Origin of the sequence: Streptomyces sp. NPDC020884 (assembly GCF_044333935.1) — a bacterium.
In the GTDB taxonomy this organism is placed as follows: Bacteria; Actinomycetota; Actinomycetes; order Streptomycetales; family Streptomycetaceae; genus Streptomyces.
This window is the reverse complement of record NZ_JBIRRY010000015.1, coordinates 144,777-161,392: the sequence shown is the minus strand read 5'-3', so window position 1 is coordinate 161,392 and position 16,616 is coordinate 144,777. Positions and strand designations below refer to the sequence as shown.

11 protein-coding genes and 1 tRNA gene are annotated in these 16,616 nt (G+C 72.2%); 3 read left to right on the top strand and 9 right to left on the bottom strand.

Annotated features, from left to right (window positions below; translation table 11 throughout):
• The first annotated feature begins 63 nt into the window (after positions 1-63).
• From ACH4UK_RS35825 to ACH4UK_RS35815, 3 genes are read left to right on the top strand one after another with little or no spacing between them, the layout of a single operon-like run.
• On the top strand, positions 64-1,026 hold the full coding sequence (locus ACH4UK_RS35825; RefSeq protein WP_398363251.1) for an acyltransferase domain-containing protein: 963 nt from the start codon (positions 64-66) through the stop codon (positions 1,024-1,026).
• Complete coding sequence (locus ACH4UK_RS35820) at positions 1,023-2,303, top strand: beta-ketoacyl synthase N-terminal-like domain-containing protein (RefSeq protein ID WP_398363250.1); 1,281 nt, start codon at positions 1,023-1,025, stop codon at positions 2,301-2,303. The genes ACH4UK_RS35825 and ACH4UK_RS35820 overlap by 4 nt, the downstream gene beginning before the upstream one ends.
• A gap of 49 nt (positions 2,304-2,352) precedes the next feature.
• A complete protein-coding gene (locus ACH4UK_RS35815; RefSeq protein WP_398363248.1) occupies positions 2,353-3,075 on the top strand; it encodes a 4'-phosphopantetheinyl transferase family protein in 723 nt (240 codons plus the stop codon).
• 171 nt (positions 3,076-3,246) lie between these two features.
• Here the strand turns inward: ACH4UK_RS35815 and ACH4UK_RS35810 are convergent, their stop codons facing one another.
• From ACH4UK_RS35810 to ACH4UK_RS35770, 9 genes are all read right to left on the bottom strand, one after another.
• Entirely contained in the window at positions 3,247-3,393 is a 147-nt protein-coding gene (locus ACH4UK_RS35810; protein WP_398363246.1) for a hypothetical protein, read from the bottom strand.
• Positions 3,394-3,516: 123 nt separating this feature from the next.
• Positions 3,517-3,590 (bottom strand) — tRNA-Thr (locus ACH4UK_RS35805).
• Positions 3,591-3,742: 152 nt separating this feature from the next.
• Complete coding sequence (locus ACH4UK_RS35800) at positions 3,743-5,272, bottom strand: alpha/beta hydrolase (protein ID WP_398363244.1); 1,530 nt, start codon at positions 5,270-5,272, stop codon at positions 3,743-3,745.
• A gap of 82 nt (positions 5,273-5,354) precedes the next feature.
• Complete coding sequence (locus tag ACH4UK_RS35795; protein WP_398363242.1) at positions 5,355-6,569, bottom strand: DNA polymerase III subunit delta'; 1,215 nt, start codon at positions 6,567-6,569, stop codon at positions 5,355-5,357.
• A gap of 158 nt (positions 6,570-6,727) precedes the next feature.
• Positions 6,728-9,982: a dTMP kinase gene (tmk, locus tag ACH4UK_RS35790; protein WP_398363241.1), complete on the bottom strand. Its 3,255-nt coding sequence runs from the start codon at positions 9,980-9,982 to the stop codon at positions 6,728-6,730.
• 184 nt (positions 9,983-10,166) lie between these two features.
• A complete protein-coding gene (topA, locus tag ACH4UK_RS35785; RefSeq protein WP_398363239.1) occupies positions 10,167-13,049 on the bottom strand; it encodes a type I DNA topoisomerase in 2,883 nt (960 codons plus the stop codon).
• A gap of 280 nt (positions 13,050-13,329) precedes the next feature.
• Positions 13,330-13,527, bottom strand: a complete 198-nt coding sequence (locus tag ACH4UK_RS35780) for a hypothetical protein (RefSeq protein ID WP_032791540.1) — start codon at positions 13,525-13,527, stop codon at positions 13,330-13,332.
• A 744-nt stretch (positions 13,528-14,271) separates the two neighbouring features.
• Positions 14,272-15,798 carry a methyltransferase gene (locus tag ACH4UK_RS35775; protein WP_398363237.1) on the bottom strand — a complete coding sequence of 509 codons (1,527 nt, stop codon included), beginning with the start codon at positions 15,796-15,798 and terminating at the stop codon, positions 14,272-14,274.
• Between the two features lie 87 nt (positions 15,799-15,885).
• The gene (locus ACH4UK_RS35770; RefSeq protein WP_398363236.1) at positions 15,886-16,590 is read right to left on the bottom strand and encodes a small secreted protein; all 705 of its coding nucleotides are present in this window, start codon (positions 16,588-16,590) and stop codon (positions 15,886-15,888) included.
• Positions 16,591-16,616 lie beyond the last annotated feature (26 nt).

The following is a 16,616-nucleotide window of genomic DNA, read 5'->3' as shown; positions in this document are numbered from 1 at the left end:
TACTCATCAGTAATCGACAAACCGCCGACAGCAGTTCACAACAAGTTTCCCGGGGGATCCATCGTGAGCAATACTGTGTACCTTCTCGGCGGTCAAGGTTCGCAGTACATAGGGATGGCTTCATCTCTCTATGAGCAGAACTCCGAGTTTCGCAGCACCATGGACCGACTGAATGCCGTGTGCCTGGATCACTACGGCTGGTCGGTCACGGCCGGCATGTACGATCCGTCGCGCGGGATAGCCGACGCATTCGACGACCTACCGAAGTCCAATGCCGCCATCTTCATGGTCGAGTATTCCCTCGCTGCGGCGCTCGCCGCAGAGGGTCTACGGCCCGACATACTGGTCGGTTCCAGCCTCGGAGAATTCGGCGCCCTCGCCATCGCGGGACATGTGGCGCCGGAGGACGGTCTGCGGTTCGTGATCGACATGGCACAACTGCTGGACCGCAGGCTCCCGCGGGGCGGGATGCTGGCCGTTCTCGGGGACCCCCGGCTGCACGAGGAACTGCCGATCCTGCACCAGCACACCGAGATGGCGTCCGTGAACCACGACGGCCACTTCGTGCTCAGCGGTGAGCCCCAGGGGCTGGAGCGGGCCAGGGTGGCCCTCAAGGAGCGCGGGCTGATGGCCGTGCCGCTGCCGGTCTCCAAGGCGTTCCACTCCTCCGCGCTGGACACGGTGCGCGAGGAAGTCACCGCGCTCGCCTCGTCGTTCTCCTTCGATCTGGCGGACGGCACGGCCCCCACGGCACCCGTGGTGGTCTCCGCCACCACCGCCGGCATCCTCACCCGATGGACCCCCGAGGACTGCTGGAACACCCTGCGCCGGCCCATCAGCTTCACCAGGTCGCTGGCCGCGGTCCCCGGCGCGAGCGAGGCCCGCTATGTCGACCTCACCCCGTCGTCGACCCTCTCCACCATCATGAAGACCAGCCACCGCGGCTACCGCACCTACCCGATCATCACTCCGTTCGGCAGCGAACTCGCCCACCTGAAGAGCCTGTTGGCGGACCTCCTGCCGTGAGTCGAGACAGCAGGGCCGTCATCACCGGGCTCGGGGTGCAGTGCGCCGGCGGCAGCGGCCTCGCGGAGTTCACCGGGTCACTGCGCGACGGCGTCCCCGGCGTGACGTTCCAGCCCCCGGACGACGGACTGCCGGCCGCCGTGGGCGTGACGGCCATCCCGCACAGCTCACCCCGCGACGTCCTCGACACGCTGCTGACCGGTACCGACCCCGAACTGCGGGGACGGCTAGGGTCGTTGATGCGCCGGGCGACCCGTTCCAAGCAGTACGCGCTGCTCGCGGCCGTCGAGGCGTGGTCGCACGCCGCCCTGCCCGCCGACCGGGACACCACCCGCACCGGGGTCGTCATCGCCGGGGGCAACCAGGCCCATGAGCTGTACCAGGACATGGGCCGCCGATTCCGCAAGTCGCCGTCCTACGTGCGCCCCAGCTACGCCGTCGAACTGTGGGACACCGACCTGCTGGGCACCGTGTCCGAGCTCCTCGGCTGCCTCGGCGAGGGGCTGAGCACCGGCGGGGCCTCCGCCGCAGGCAACGTCGGCCTCATCACCGGCCTGCGCATGGTGCGGGACGGATACGCGGATGTGTGCCTGGTCGTCGCCCCCGTCACCGAACTCTCCCCGGTCGAGCGGATGGCGCTGTTCAACCTCGGTGCGCTCGGGGCCAAAACGCAGCAGGAACCGGCTCCGGAACGCAGCCGCCCGTTCGACTCGCAGCACGACGGGTTCATCTACGGCGAGGGTGCCGCCGCCCTGCTGCTGGAGTCCCGGGAGCACGCCGACCGGCGCGGCGCCCGGCCGCTCGCCACGCTGCTCGGCGGCGCGTCGGCGCTGCACGGCAGCCGGCTCACCACGCCGTCCCTCGACGGGGAGGTGCGGGTGATGCGCCAGGCCCTCGCCGAAGCGGGCCGGGATGCCGACCAGGTCGATCTGGTCAGCGCGCACGCCACCTCGACGCCCCTCGGGGACGCCACCGAGGCCGAGGCGATCCGCACGGTCTTCGGCGAACGCACCGGCGAGGTCTGGGTGAACGCGACCAAGTCGCTGATCGGCCACTGCCTGGGGGCCGCCTCCGCGATCGAGGCGATCGCCGCCGTACAGCAGATCCGGTACGGCTTCATCCACCCCAACGCCAACATCGAGCAGCCGATCCCCGAGGCCGCCCCGCTGCGCCTGGCCCCCGCCACCGCCGTGGACGCACGGCCGCGGCTGGTGCTGAGCAACGCCTTCGGCTTCGGCGGGATCAACACCTCGGTGCTGCTGGGCGAGGCGGAGTAGCCCCCAACTGTCGTCTCTCACGCCTGGGTTGATTCGATACAGTCGCCCCGTGAAGCAGATCGACCCGCTCCCCGCGCGGAGCCTGGACTTACCTGCCCTGGCCGCCACCGCGGGCACCGGTGAACCGGCCCCGCCGCCGACCGGGACGCCCACGGTGTGGCTGTCGCCCGCAGCCGTGGTCCCTGAACTCCCCGCCGGGCTCGCCGAGTCCGTACTCAGCGACGAGGAGTCGAAGAAGGCGGCCCGCTTCGTCCACGACCGGGATCGGCACGCCTACGTGGCCGGCCACCTGGCGGTCCGGCTGCTGCTGGCCGCCCGACTCGGCCTGCCGCCACGGGAGATCACCCTGCTGCGCGAGGCCTGTCCGGGCTGCGGCAAACCGCACGGCCGCCCCGCGGTCGCCCCCCACCACGGGCTGCACTTCTCCCTGAGCCACACCCGGGAACTCGCCGTGGTCGCCATCGCCGGGCGTCCGGTCGGCGTCGACGTGGAGACGCTGCCCGCCGAACGCACCATCGAGCAGCTGGTCGACCAGTTCCACCCCGCCGAGACGGCATCGGTGCGGGCGCTGCCCCCCGCGCTCCGCCCGCAGGGCTTCGCCCGTGTCTGGGTGCGCAAGGAGGCCTATCTCAAGGGCCTGGGAATCGGCCTGGGCCGCCCGCTGGAGGCGGACGACCTGACGGGCGACCCGCCGGGCTGGAGCATCCGCGAGGTCGACCTCGGCGGCAGCCACCCCGGCCACCGCGCCGCACTGGCGGTCGCCGCCGGCTGACCGGCCGCGGCTCCCCGTCAGGCGGGGGGGGCGGCCCGGCACCGATCACCAGACCGGCGTGACCTCCACCGAGATCCCGGACGGTGACGGCGGCGTCTGGGGCGCACCGGCCCGGACCGAAGGATCGTTCACCCTGGCCTCCGGGGGCGTCTCCGACGTGGTGAAGTACAGCTACGGGCCGAACACCAACCCGCCCACCACCGAGGCCACTCCGTCATCGGCGGGCGGCTCCGTGACGGTCAGGCTCACCCCCACCCACACCGGCCCCCACATCCCGTACGTCGTCAGCCACGACGGGGCCGGCAACAAGTCCGACACCCAGGCGGTGCGGCCCCTTGCGCGTCACACGGGCCGCACCGCCCCGGGACTCGACGAGGGCGGGATGCCGGCACCAACACAGAAGAAACCCCAGGTCAGAGAATTGACCTGGGGTTTCGACGGGGCCGCCTTCGGGATTCGAACCCGAGACCTACGCATTACGAGTGCGTTGCTCTGGCCAACTGAGCTAAGGCGGCGCGGCCTGTCGCACTATGGTGCGATCAGCAGCGGGGCCAAGTCTACACAGTTTCCGGGGGTGCTCCGCACAAGGCGCCCCCGGAGGCATCTGCACAGGTCAGGGCAGGTCAGGGCAGGTCCGGTGGTCAGGGCAGGCGGTCAGGTCCTGCGGTCAGGTGCACTTCTTGCCGTCGGTGGGCGGGGTGCCCTCCAGGAGGTACGTGTTGATCGCCGTGTCGATGCAGTCGCTGCCCCGGCCGTACGCGGTGTGCCCGTCGCCGTCGTAGGTGAGCAGGGTGCCGGAGGAGAGCTGCTCCGCGAGGGAGCGGGACCAGGTGTACGGGGTGGCCGGGTCGCGGGTGGTGCCGACGACGACGATCGGGTCGGCGCCCTTCGCCTCGGTGCGGTGCGGGGTGCCGGTGGCCTCGGTGGGCCAGTAGGCGCAGTTCAGGGAGGCCCAGGCGAAGCCACGGCCGAAGACCGGAGAGGCCTTCTCGAAGTCGGGGAGGGCCTTCTCGACGGCGTCGGGGCCGTCGAAGGCGGGCGGCAGGTCGAGGCAGTTCACGGCGGCGTTGGCGAACATCAGGTTCGCGTACTTCCCGCTCGGCTCGCGCTCGTAGTAGCTGTCGGCCAGGGACAGCAGGCCGGAGCCGTCGCTGCGCTGCGCCCCCGCCAGCGCCTCGCGCAGCTGCGGCCAGGCCGCCTCGTCGTACATCGCGGCGATCACCCCGGTGGTGGCCAGGGCCTCGCCCAGCTCGCGGTCGTCGCCGGTCGGGATCGGGTTCGCGTCCAGGTCCTTGAAGAGCTGCTTCAGCGCGGTCGCCGCGTCGGCGGTGGAGGTGGTGCCGAGGGGGCAGTCCGGCTGCTTGACGCAGTCGGCGGCGAAGGACTGGAAGGCCCCCTCGAAGCCGGCCGTCTGGTCGCGGTTCATGTCGATGGCCTTCAGCGACGGGTCCATCGCCCCGTCCAGGACGAGCCGCCCGGCCCGCTCCGGGAAGAGGTCCGCGTACGTCGCGCCCAGGAACGTGCCGTACGACGCTCCGACGTAGTGGAGCTTCTCGTCGCCGAGCAGCGCCCGCAGGACGTCCATGTCGCGGGCCGTGTCGACGGTGGAGACGTACGGCAGGATCTCGCCGGACCGCTTCTCGCATCCCTGCGCGAACTTCTCGAAGGCCCCGCTGAGCCGCTGGATCTCCGCCTCGTCGTCGGGCGTCTGGTCGACCTGGGTGTAGGCGTCCATCTCCTTGCCCGTGAGGCACTCGACGGGCTCGCTGCGGGCCACCCCGCGCGGGTCGATGGCCACCATGTCGTAGCGGGCCCGCACCTGGGCCGGATAGCCGAGTGCCGCGTACCCCTGGAGATAGCCGATCGCGGAGCCGCCGGGACCGCCCGGGTTCACCAGGAGGGAACCGATTCGCCGGCCCGGTCCGGTGGCCTTCTTACGGGAGACAGCGAGGTCGACGTCACCGTCATCCGGCTTGTCGTAGTCCTTCGGCGCCTTCATCGTCGCGCAGGCGAACCCCTCCACCCCGCAGTCGCGCCAGCTCAGCTTCTGCGTGTAGTACGACGACAGCCCCTCGGGAGCCGCGGTGCCGGTGGCCGAAGCATGCGGCGACGAACCGCTGCCACTGCAGCCGGAGATGAGCAGGCCGGCAGTGCCGATCCCGATGGCGAAGGTGCGGAGCAGCCGCCTGGTATCCATCCTCGGAGCGTATCCGGCAGGTGACGAGTCGTCCGATTCCCTGCTCATTCGGGTGAACAGGGCCCGCACACCGGGGCCCTCGTCATCCCGCCCGCAGCGCCATCGTCATCGCCTCCACCGCGAGCAGCGGCGCCACATTGCGGTCCATCGCCTCCCGGCAGGCGATCACCGACTCGATCCTGCGCAGGGTCTGCGCGGACGTCGAGGACTCCGCGATCCGGTCGAGGGAGTCCTGCACGTCGACGTTGGCGATGGCGACCCGGGAACCGAGCTGGAGCGCCAGCACATCGCGGTAGAACCCGGTGAGCTCGGTCAGCGCCAGGTCCAGGCTGTCGCGCTGCGTGCGGGTCTTGCGGCGCTTCTGCCGGTCCTCCAGCTCCTTCATCGCCCCCGCCGTGCCGCGCGGCATCCGGCCACCGGCCACCCCGCCGAGCGCCGCCTTGAGGTCCTCGGTCTCCTTGACGTCGACCTCCTCCGCCATCTGCTTGGCGTCGTCGGTGGCCGTGTCGATCAGCTCCTGGGCCGCCTTGAGGCAGCCGCCCACATCGGCGATCCGCAGCGGAACCTTCAGCACCGCGGCACGCCGCGCCCGCGCCCGCTCGTCCGTCGCCAGGCGGCGGGCCCGGCCGATGTGCCCCTGGGTGGCCCGCGCCGCGGAGTGCGCGCGCTCGGGGTCGACGCCGTCGCGCCGGATCAGGACGTCGGCCACGGCCTCCACCGACGGGGTGCTCAGGGTCAGGTGCCGGCAGCGGGAACGGATCGTGGGCAGGACGTCTTCGAGCGAGGGCGCGCACAGCATCCAGACCGTGCGCGGCGCGGGCTCCTCGACGGCCTTCAGCAGGACGTTGCCCGCGCCCTCGGTGAGGCGGTCGGCGTCCTCCATGACGATGACCTGCCACCGCCCGACCGCCGGGGAGAGCTGGGCGCGCCGGACCAGGTCGCGGGTCTCCTTCACGCCGATGGAGAGCAGGTCCGTGCGGATGACCTGGACGTCGGCGTGCGTGCCGATCAGGCTCGTGTGGCAGCCGTCGCAGAAGCCGCAGCCCGGGATGCCGCCCAGCGCCCGGTCCGGGCTCGTGCACTGGAGCGCGGCGGCGAAGGCCCGCGCCGCCGTGGACCGGCCGGAGCCGGGCGGTCCGGTGAACAGCCAGGCGTGCGTCATCTTCGAGCCCTGCTCGACAGCCTCGCGGGGCTTTCCCTCGGCCACGACGGTGACCAGCGCATCGGCGTCCTTGGCGGCAGCGGCGAGCTGTTCCTGCACCCGGTCCTGTCCGACCAGGTCGTCCCATACGGTCATGGGTCACCGCCCTTCCGGTGGTGTCGTGCGGCGGTGGCACGGTGCGCTGTCCGTCGTCGCCCTCCATTGTGGGGGACGCCACCGACAGTCCGGCCCGCCCGCCCCCGGAGGGACGGACGGGCCGGGACTTCACCGTCGGCGGTGGGGCAGGGCGGGCGTCAGCCGCGCGAGCGGCGCCCCCGGCCCCCGGAGCCGTCGTCGTCCTGGCCTCCGAGCAGCTCGTCCGCCAGGGTCGGCAGATCGTCCAGCGGAGTCTCCTCCGCCCAGTCCGGGCGGGGGCGCTTGCGGCGGCCCTGCTGCCGGTCGGGCGTCTCCCCGGCGTTCGGGTCCTCGACCTGCGGCAGTTCCCGGGTCCGCTCGTTCTCGTTCTCCGCGGAGGAGGACGCCGGGCTCTCGTCCCGGAAGAAGCCCTGGGGCACCCGGTCGGAGGGCTGATCGGCGGGCACCGGCGGCAGCACGGCTGTCTCGTCCGCGTCCCGGACCGGCCGCCGGTCCGCCGGCCGCTGGTCCGTGACGCGCGGCAGCATCGCCGTCTCGTCGTCCCCCAGACCGGAGCCGGAACGGGAACCCGTGCCCGTACCCGTACCGGAGCCGGAGCCGGAGCCGGAGCCGGAGCCGGAGCCGGAAGGAGCGTCGCCTTCCGGTCGGGCCGTCGGGACCGGCTGCGTGATCTCGTTCGGGTTCACGATCGGTGTGGGCACCGTGAGCTCGTTCTCCGGGACGGACGGGCCGTCCGACCGCGAGGACAGGGGCGAGGACGTCTCCGTACGGGACGTGCGGGACGCCCGCTCGGCCTCGGCCCGCTCGGCCTCCGCCCGTGCCGCCTCCGTACGGGCGGCCGCCTCGGCCTCCGCCTTGCGACGGGCCTCCTCGGCGCGCATCAGGGACTCTTCGGCCTTGCGCTGCTTCTCCAGCCGCTGTGCCTCGGCCTCCTTGCGGAGCCGGGCCTCCTCCTCGGCCTGCCGGCGCAGCCGCTCCTGCTCGGCCTCGCGGACCCGCTCCTCGGCCTCCAGCCGGATCCGGTCCTCCTCGGCGCGACGGCGAGCCTCCTCGGCACGCTGCCGGGCCTCCTCCGCCTGGCGTTCGGCCTCACGGCGGCGGGCTTCCTCCAGCTCGCGCTGCTTGCGCTCCTCCTCCTCGGCGCGCAGCCGGGCGAGCTGTTCCTGGCGCTCCTTCTCCAGGCGCTCCTCCTCGGCCTTGCGCGCGGCCTCTTCCTCCGCCTTGCGCCGGGCCTCCTCCTCGGCCTGGCGCCGGGCCTCCTCGATGGCCTCGACCTCGGCCTCGGAGAGCGGCAGGAGCTGGTCGAGCCGGTGGCGTACGACCGTGGTGATCGACTCCGGCTCCTGGCCGGCGTCCACCACCAGATAACGCGTGGAATCGGCGGCGGCCAGGGTCAGGAAGCCGGACCGCACCCGCTCGTGGAACTCGGCAGGCTCCGACTCCAGCCGGTCCGGAGCCTCGGTGAACCGCTCCCTCGCGGTCGCCGGGTCGACGTCCAGCAGCACCGTCAGATGCGGTACGAGGCCGCTCGTCGCCCACCGCGAGATCCGGGCGATCTCGGTCGGGGCCAGGTCCCGGCCCGCGCCCTGGTAGGCCACGGACGAGTCGATGTACCGGTCGGAGATGACGATCGCGCCGCGCTCCAGCGCCGGGCGGACGACGGAGTCGACGTGCTCGGCGCGGTCGGCGGCGTACAGCAGGGCCTCGGCCCGGTTGGACAGCCCGGCGGAGGACACGTCGAGCAGGATCGACCGCAGCCGCTTGCCGACCGGGGTGGCCCCGGGCTCGCGGGTCACGACGACCTCGTGGCCCTTGGCCCGGATCCATTCGGCGAGCGCCTCGACCTGGGTGGACTTGCCCGCTCCGTCGCCGCCCTCCAGGACGAGGAAGAAGCCGGTGGCGGCGGGCGCGACCGCCGGGTCGCCCCCGCGCAGCGCCTCGCGCAGGTCCCGGCGCAGCGGCACGCCCGCCCGGTCGTCCGTCTTGGCGAGGACGAGCGCGGCGACGGGCAGCAGCAGCGCGCCGAGCAGCATCAGCGTGAACGCGGCTCCGCCGTGGGCGAAGACGAAGTCGCCCGCGACCAGGCGGTGCCGCCCGATCGCGGCGGCCAGCAGGGGCCCGGCGACCGCGCCGAGCGCGACGAGCACCCGGACGACGGCCTGGAGGTGCTCGGTGGTCCGGGCCTGCCGGAACACCTCGGTCTCCTGGTCGATCAGGGTGTGCCCGGTGTTCGCGGCGACCCCGGCGGCATAACCGGCGAGCAGTGCGACGCCCAGCCCGGTCGCGGTGTCCGGCACCAGGCCGAGCGCGAGGAGCGCGAGGCCCGTGACGGCGGTGGCCAGCGCCAGCAGGCGGCGGCGGGACAGGGCGGGCAGCACCTGGCCCGCGGTACGGATGCCGAGGGCGGTACCGCCGGTCAGTCCGAGGATCAGCAGCGCGAACGTCGCGGGCCCGCCGTCCAGGTCGTAGGCGTGCAGTACGGAGACGGCCGCGGCCGCGGCAACGACTCCGGCGACGGCCGCGCAGACCGCGACGAGCAGCGGGACGGCGCCGGTGCGGCCCTTGTCGGGGCCGTTGCCGGTGGCGGGGCGGCGCAGGCCCTCCAGCGGGGAGCGCGGCCGGGGCGTCTGGATGGCCGGGAACTCCAGGAAGTACAGGGTGGAGATGGAGGCGGAGAAGAGTCCGGCCGCGACGTAGGACCCCAGGGCCGCCTGGTGGAAGGAGAACCACTCCAGGCCCGAGCCGAGGAGGTTGCCGACCAGCGTGGCGGCCAGCAGGACCGCCGCGGCGGCGGGCACGGCGAGGAAGTCGGTCCGGAGCGAAAGACGACGCAGGGCGTCGAGGTGGTCGGGCAGGGGGCGTACGGCTGCGCCTTCGAGGGGCGGGGCGGGCAGCAGCGCCGGGGCGGCGCCGTCCTTGGCCACGGCCCACAGGCGCTCACCGGCGCCGGTCACGAAGACGGTGATGAGGATCATCATGAGCGCCTTGTCCGGCGTCCAGTCGATCCACAGCGGGGCGATGACCAGCAGCGCCAGGCGCAGCCCGTCCACCCCGATCATCAGCCATCGCCGGTCCAGCTTTCCGCCGGGCCCCGTGAGGGACGTCAGGGGCCCCAGGAGTACGGCTCCGAAGAACAGGGTGGAAAGGATCCGGGCACCGAAGACGGCGGCGACGGCGAAGGCCGCCCCGCGGTATCCGGTGCCGAATGAGCCCTCAAGGACCGCCGCTTGCAGCGACAGCAGCACCAGCACGAGAAGGGCGAGTGCGTCGCCGATACCGCCGACGAGCTGGGCGCTCCACAACCGCTTCAGCGGAGGAATACGCAACAGGGCCCGTACGGCGCGCTCGCGTGAGTCTGCGGCAAGTGTGTCGGAGGTGGGGCTCACGACCGTTGGCTGCTCGGCTCGCGTCATCCGCCCAGCCTATCGGCAGCGGTGCGGTGACTGTCGGCCCGTCCGAACATATGGACGCAGACAGCTTCCGGCCATGTCTCCCGCCCGCCCCTGACGCACCGCCGCCCGGCGTCCGGATCACGGGGATCAAGGCGCCGGGCGGCGGAGTGGTGCGTGCGACGGGACGGTCCGTGCGAGAGGGCCGTCAGTCGTCCGACGGGGCCGAGGAGGAGGCCGAAGCCGTCGTCTTCTTGGCGGCCGTCTTGGCGGTCGTCGCCTTCTTGGCCGTCGTCGTCTTCTTCGCCGCGGTCTTCTTGGCGGCCGTGGTCTTGGTGGCCGTCGTCTTCTTCGCGGCCGTCTTCTTGGCCGTCGCCTTCTTCGCCGGGGCCTTCTTGGCCGTCTTCTTCTTGGCGGGCCCCTTGGCGCGCTTCTCGGCGAGCAGCTCGTAGCCGCGCTCCGGCGTGATGTCCTCGACGCTGTCGTCGGTCCGCAGCGTCGCGTTGGTCTCGCCGTCGGTGACGTACGCGCCGAAGCGGCCGTCCTTCACCACGACCGGCGCACCGCTGACCGGGTCGGTGCCCAGCTCCTTCAGCGGCGGCTTGGCCGCGGCCCGCCCGCGCTGCTTGGGCTGGGCGTAGATCGCGAGGGCCTCGTCGAGGGTGATGTCGAAGAGCTGGTCCTCGGCGGTCAGCGACCGGGAGTCGGTGCCCTTCTTCAGATACGGGCCGTAGCGGCCGTTCTGCGCGGTGATCTCGACGCCCTCGGCGTCCTCACCGACGACGCGCGGCAGCGACATCAGCTTGAGGGCGTCGGCGAGGGTGACCGTGTCCAGGGACATGGACTTGAAGAGGGAGGCGGTCCGCGGCTTCACCGCGTTCTTGCCGGTCTTCGGCGTCCCCTCGGGCAGCACCTCGGTGACGTACGGGCCGTAGCGGCCGTCCTTGGCGATGATCTGGTGGCCGCTGACCGGGTCCGCGCCCAGCTCGAAGTCGCCGCTGGGCTTGGCCAGCAGCTCCTCGGCGAGCTCGACGGTCAGCTCGTCGGGCGCCAGGTCCTCGGGCACGTCGGCGCGCTGGTGACCCTCGGCGTCCTTCTCGCCCCGCTCGATGTACGGGCCGTAGCGGCCGACGCGGAGCTTGATGTCGTTGCCGACCGGGAAGGAGGAGATCTCCCGCGCGTCGATCGCGCCGAGGTCGGTGACCAGTGCCTTCAGGCCGCCGAGGTGGTCGCCGTCGCCGTTGCCGGCGTCGGAGGCCGCACCGACTCCGGCGGTGTCGTCGCCGGGCTGGGCGCCGAAGTAGAAGCGCTTGAGCCACGGCACGGACTGGGCCTCGCCCCGCGAGATGCGGTCGAGGTCGTCCTCCATGCGGGCGGTGAAGTCGTAGTCGACGAGCCGGCCGAAGTGCTTCTCCAGCAGGTTGACCACGGCGAAGGACAGGAAGGACGGGACGAGGGCCGTGCCCTTCTTGAAGACGTAGCCGCGGTCGAGAATGGTCCCGATGATCGAGGCGTACGTCGACGGGCGGCCGATCTCGCGCTCTTCGAGCTCCTTGACCAGCGAGGCCTCGGTGTAACGGGCCGGGGGCTTGGTGGCGTGCCCGTCGACCGTGACCTCCTCGGCGGACAGGGCGTCGCCCTCGGCCACCTGCGGCAGTCGGCGCTCACGGTCGTCCAGCTCGGCGTTCGGGTCGTCGGCGCCCTCGACGTACGCCTTCATGAAGCCGTGGAAGGTGATCGTCTTGCCGGAGGCGGAGAACTCGGCGTCCCGGCCGTCGCTCGCCCGGCCGCCGATCTTGACGGTGACGGAGTTGCCGGTCGCGTCCTTCATCTGGGAGGCGACGGTCCGCTTCCAGATCAGCTCGTAGAGCCGGAACTGGTCGCCGCTGAGCCCGGTCTCGGCGGGGGTGCGGAAGCGGTCGCCCGAGGGACGGATCGCCTCGTGCGCCTCCTGCGCGTTCTTGACCTTCCCGGCGTACGTACGCGGCTTCTCGGGCAGGTAGTTCGCCCCGTACAACTGCGTGACCTGGGCCCGCGCCGCGGAGATCGCGGTGTCGGAGAGGGTCGTGGAGTCGGTACGCATGTAGGTGATGAAGCCGTTCTCGTACAGCTTCTGCGCCACCTGCATGGTCGCCTTCGCCCCGAAGCCCAGCTTGCGGCTCGCCTCCTGCTGGAGGGTCGTCGTCCGGAAGGGGGCGTACGGGGAGCGGCGGTACGGCTTCGACTCGACGGACCGGACCGCGAAGGAGGAGTCGGCGAGCGCGGCGGCCAGGGCGCGGGCGTTCGTCTCGTCCAGGTGCAGGGTCTGGGCGGAGCCGGCCTTCAGCAGCCCGTCGGGGCCGAAGTCGCGGCCCTGGGCGATCCGGCGGCCGTCGACCGCGCTGAGGCGGGCGGTGAGGGTCGAGGGGTCGGAGGCGTCACCGGTGCGGCCGGTGGCGAACTTTCCGGTCAGGTCCCAGTACTCGGCGGAGCGGAAGGCGATGCGCTCGCGCTCCCGCTCGACGACGAGCCGGGTGGCGACGGACTGGACGCGGCCCGCCGAGAGCTTCGGCATGACCTTCTTCCACAGGACCGGCGAGACCTCGTAGCCATAGAGGCGGTCGAGGATGCGGCGGGTCTCCTGGGCGTCGACCATGCGCTGGTTGAGCTCGCGCGGGTTGGCGACGGCGGCCCGGATCGCGTCCTTGGTGATCTCGTGGAAGACCATCCGGTGGACCGGGACCTTGGGCCTCAGCACTTCCTGCAGGTGCCACGCGATGGCTTCGCCCTCGCGGTCCTCATCGGTGGCGAGGAAGAGTTCGTCGGACTCGGCCAGCAGCTGCTTGAGCTTCCTGACCTGGGCCTTCTTATCGGCATTGACCACATAGATGGGCTGGAAGTCGTTCTCGACGTCCACTCCGAGGCGGCGTACCTCGCCGGTGTACTCGTCCGGGACCTCGGCCGCGCCGTTCGGGAGGTCGCGGATGTGCCCGACGCTCGCCTCGACGACGTATCCGGGGCCGAGATAGCCCTTGATCGTCTTCGCCTTGGCAGGCGACTCGACGATGACGAGTCGGCGGCCGCCCTGTGCGGTCTCGCTGGTCGGGGACAACTTCGCTCTTCTCTCCGGTCGACACTCGATGGGCATCCGGGCAGCGTCATGACGCTGCCCGCGGTGCTGTCGCTGCGGAGTGTGACGGTACAACCCGCCCCCGTGTCAAACGGCAAAAGCCCGCAACGGCCACTCGAACGGTAACCCGACTTCCGCCATTCCTGCCGCCCGGACCGCCGGGTCCGGGCGGCGCGGAGGCTCGGCGCGGACGTTTTCCGAGGTGGTCGAGGTCGCCGCCGGGCAACCTGCCGGCAGGGCCCCGCCCGGCCGGGGGCGGGAATCAGACGAGCGTGAAGCACCACACGCCGAGGCCGAGGAAAACTACGCCGAAGAGCGTCGTGAGTGCGGTGGAGGCGACGGGGCTCACACCGTGCGCCACCGGCGCGCGGTGCAGGGCTCGCGCCCCTGTCCAGATCAGCAGGGCGGCACCGAACAGCGCCAGGGCCGTGCCGGCGAAGACTGCTGAGACGCTCTCCATGTCCTACCCCTAGCCCGTCGTGGCGAACCGCCCGGGACCGGCCCGCCGGGGCCCGGATCCGGACCTCGCAGGTCCGGCACGGGGAGGTTGTCACCCCGGGGCGTCGCCCACACGAACCCCGGGTGAACAGCACTCCCCCGCCGACCGGCGGAACACCATCGGCCGCATGCGGGAGGGCGGTGCGGGGCTCACGGACACCGCGCCCGGCCGGCTGACGGGCCACGGAGGAGTCCCCGGGCGGGTCGTGACCGGAATACGCGGACCGGGCGCGTCGGGGAGGAAACCGAACACGAACGCGCTGGTGACAAGGACAGCGCCGCCCGAGCGGGCAGCAACGTCGGCCGGTACCGGAAGAAGGCCGAACCGGCACGGCCTACCGGCTGCCCGGAGCCGTGCGGTCACCCCTCCCGCTCCCGGATCCTGCCGCCCGGAGCCGTGAAGCCACCGCTTCCGGATTCTGCCGCCCGGAGCCGTGCGGTCACCCCTCCCGCTCCCGGATCCTGCCGCCCGGAGCCGTGAGGCCGCCTCCTCCCGCTTCCGGATCCGGGCCGGCGACGCCGGCTCAGCGGTCGGCACGCCCCGACATCCGGGCCCCCGGCCTGACCCCGCCGAGGGGCAACGGCCCGACCACCCCAAGCCCCGCCCCGCTCCGCCGCGGCCCGACCGTCCCGGGCCCCCGCTCCCGCCCCCGCTCCACCGCGGCCTACCGCCAAGGGCCGCGGCCCGGCACCGTACCTCCGCGCCTTACTCGCCCTGCGATCCGGCGCCGGGCACCGGCTCCAGGAAGCCCTCCTCGACCAGCAGCCGGATCGCCTGCGGGGTGCGGTCGCGCAGGAGCACCGGGTCCTGCGACATCAACTGCGCGATGGCGTCCAGGATCCGCCCGGCGGGCAGCGAGCCGTCGCACACACCCGCGAACCCGGCGGCCACCGCGTCGACCTTGGTCGCCCGCATCATGCCGCGGTGCTGACGCAGCACCACATGCTCGGGGTCCTCCGCACCCGGCAGGCCGACCTGCTCCTGCACGACCTCGACGGCGAGGGCGAAGTGCCCGGCCAGCAGCGCCGCGTCATCCTGGTCACGGAGGTAGTCCTGGCGGGCGAAGTGCTCCTGGACGGCCTGTCCGAGCGGCTGCTGCACCGCGTGCGGCCATTCCTCGACGACGATCGAGGGATTCCCGGCCGCCGCCGCTGCCGACCTGCGCAGGGTGATCCAGCCGAATCCGACGGACGTGGTGCCCCGCGCCTCGAACTCGTCGAGCCACGCCTCGTACCGCTCGTCGTACTCGGCGGGATCGCTGCGGTGGTCGCCGCTGTCCCGCAGCCACAGCTCGGTGTACTGCGTGACGTCCTGGACCTCGCGCTGGACGATCCAGGCGTCGCAGCCGTACGGCACCCAGGAGCGCAGCCGGTCCTGCCACTCCTCGCCCTCCACGTGCTGCCAGTTGGCGAGGAACTGGGCGTATCCCCCCTCGTTCAGATGGTCGCCGGACTGCTGCACCAGCGTGCGGCACAGGTCGTCGCCGCCCATGCCGCCGTCCCGGTAGGTGAGGCGGGCGCCGGGCGAGATGACGAAGGGCGGGTTGGAGACGATCAGGTCGAACGTGTCGGAGCCCACCGGCTCGAAGAGGGACCCCTCGCGCAGGTCGGCGGGGGCGGCGCCGGACAGGGCGAGGGTGAGCCGGGTGAACTCCAGGGCGCGGGGGTTGAGGTCGGTGGCGGTGACCCGGGTCGCGTGCTGGGCGGCGTGCAGCGCCTGGATGCCGGAGCCCGTACCGAGGTCGAGGGCCGAGACGACCGGCGCCCGGACGGTGATCCCGGAGAGGGTGGTGGAGGCCCCGCCGACCCCGAGGACGACGCCCTCCTCGCGCGAGGCGATACCGCCCGCACCGCCGACCGCGCATCCGAGGTCGGACACGATGAACCAGTCCTCGCCGTCCGGCCCCCCGTACGGCCGTACGTCGACGCTCGCGCGGACCGTCCCGTCCACGTGGGTCACCCAGCCGTCCGCGACGCACTCGGCCAGCGGCAGGGCGGCGCGGGCCCGCTCCTCGTCGACGGGGCGCTGCAGGAGGAACAGCCGCACCAAGGTGTCGAGCGGGGTGTCGCCCCGGGTGGCCCGCAGGGCGGGCACCGTCTCGCTGCGGGCGAGGGCGGCATAGGCGGGCGCGCCGAGGCGTTCGAGGAGCCCGTCCGCGGTGAAGTCCGCGGCGAGGAGAGCCTCGCGGAGGGCGGCGGCGTGGTCGGATGTGGGAAGGCTGGTCTCACTCACCCACCCATTGTGTCCGGTCCCACCGACAACGGCAGCGGCCCGGACACCCACCGGGTGTCCGGGCCGGGAGAACGGCGCTCAGGCCTTCTACTCCGAGTCCTTCTCCGCCGAGTCCTTCTCGGTCGAGCCCTTCTCGGTCGAGTCCTTCTCGGTCGAGCCCTTGTCCGTCGAATCCTTCTTCTCGGAGGCCGAGCTCTCCGGGGACGCGGCGGCGTCGGCGGCTCCGGAGCCGGAGGGGCCGGTCGAGGCGGTCGGCTTCTGGCAGCCCTCCTGCTTCGACATCGCGACACCGACCTCGCCGGACTGGAGCTTCTTCAGAGCCTGGTCACCGCTGGTGCTGATCTTGTTCAGCTCGTCGGCGATGCCCTTCAGTCCGTCGGCGAACTTCGCCTGGTCCTTGGTGTCGAGCGCGTCGACCTTCGTCTTGAGGCCGGCGTACGCCTTGGAGGAGGCGTTGAGCTCCTTCACCGCCTCCTTCTGCGTGGTCTCGCCGTCGTCGACCGGCGGCGGGCCGGCCGAGTCCACGGCGGTGCCCAGGGACTTGTACGCCTGGGAGATCTGCTGGAAGGCGGCCGAGTCGGTCTTCTGGACGTCAGCGGGCTTGCTGTTGTCCGCGGTCTGCTGCTGGATGGAGGCGTTGGCGTTGGCGATCTTCTGCAGTTGCGGCTGAACCTGGTCGCAGACCTTCTTGGACCAGTCGTTGACCTTGTTGTCGCTGTCGTCACTGCAGCCCGACAGCGTCAGTACGAGTACCGCACCGCCGGACAGTGCGGCTGCAAGCTTCTTGTTCACCGGATTGGTCCCTTCCAAGGCTCTCG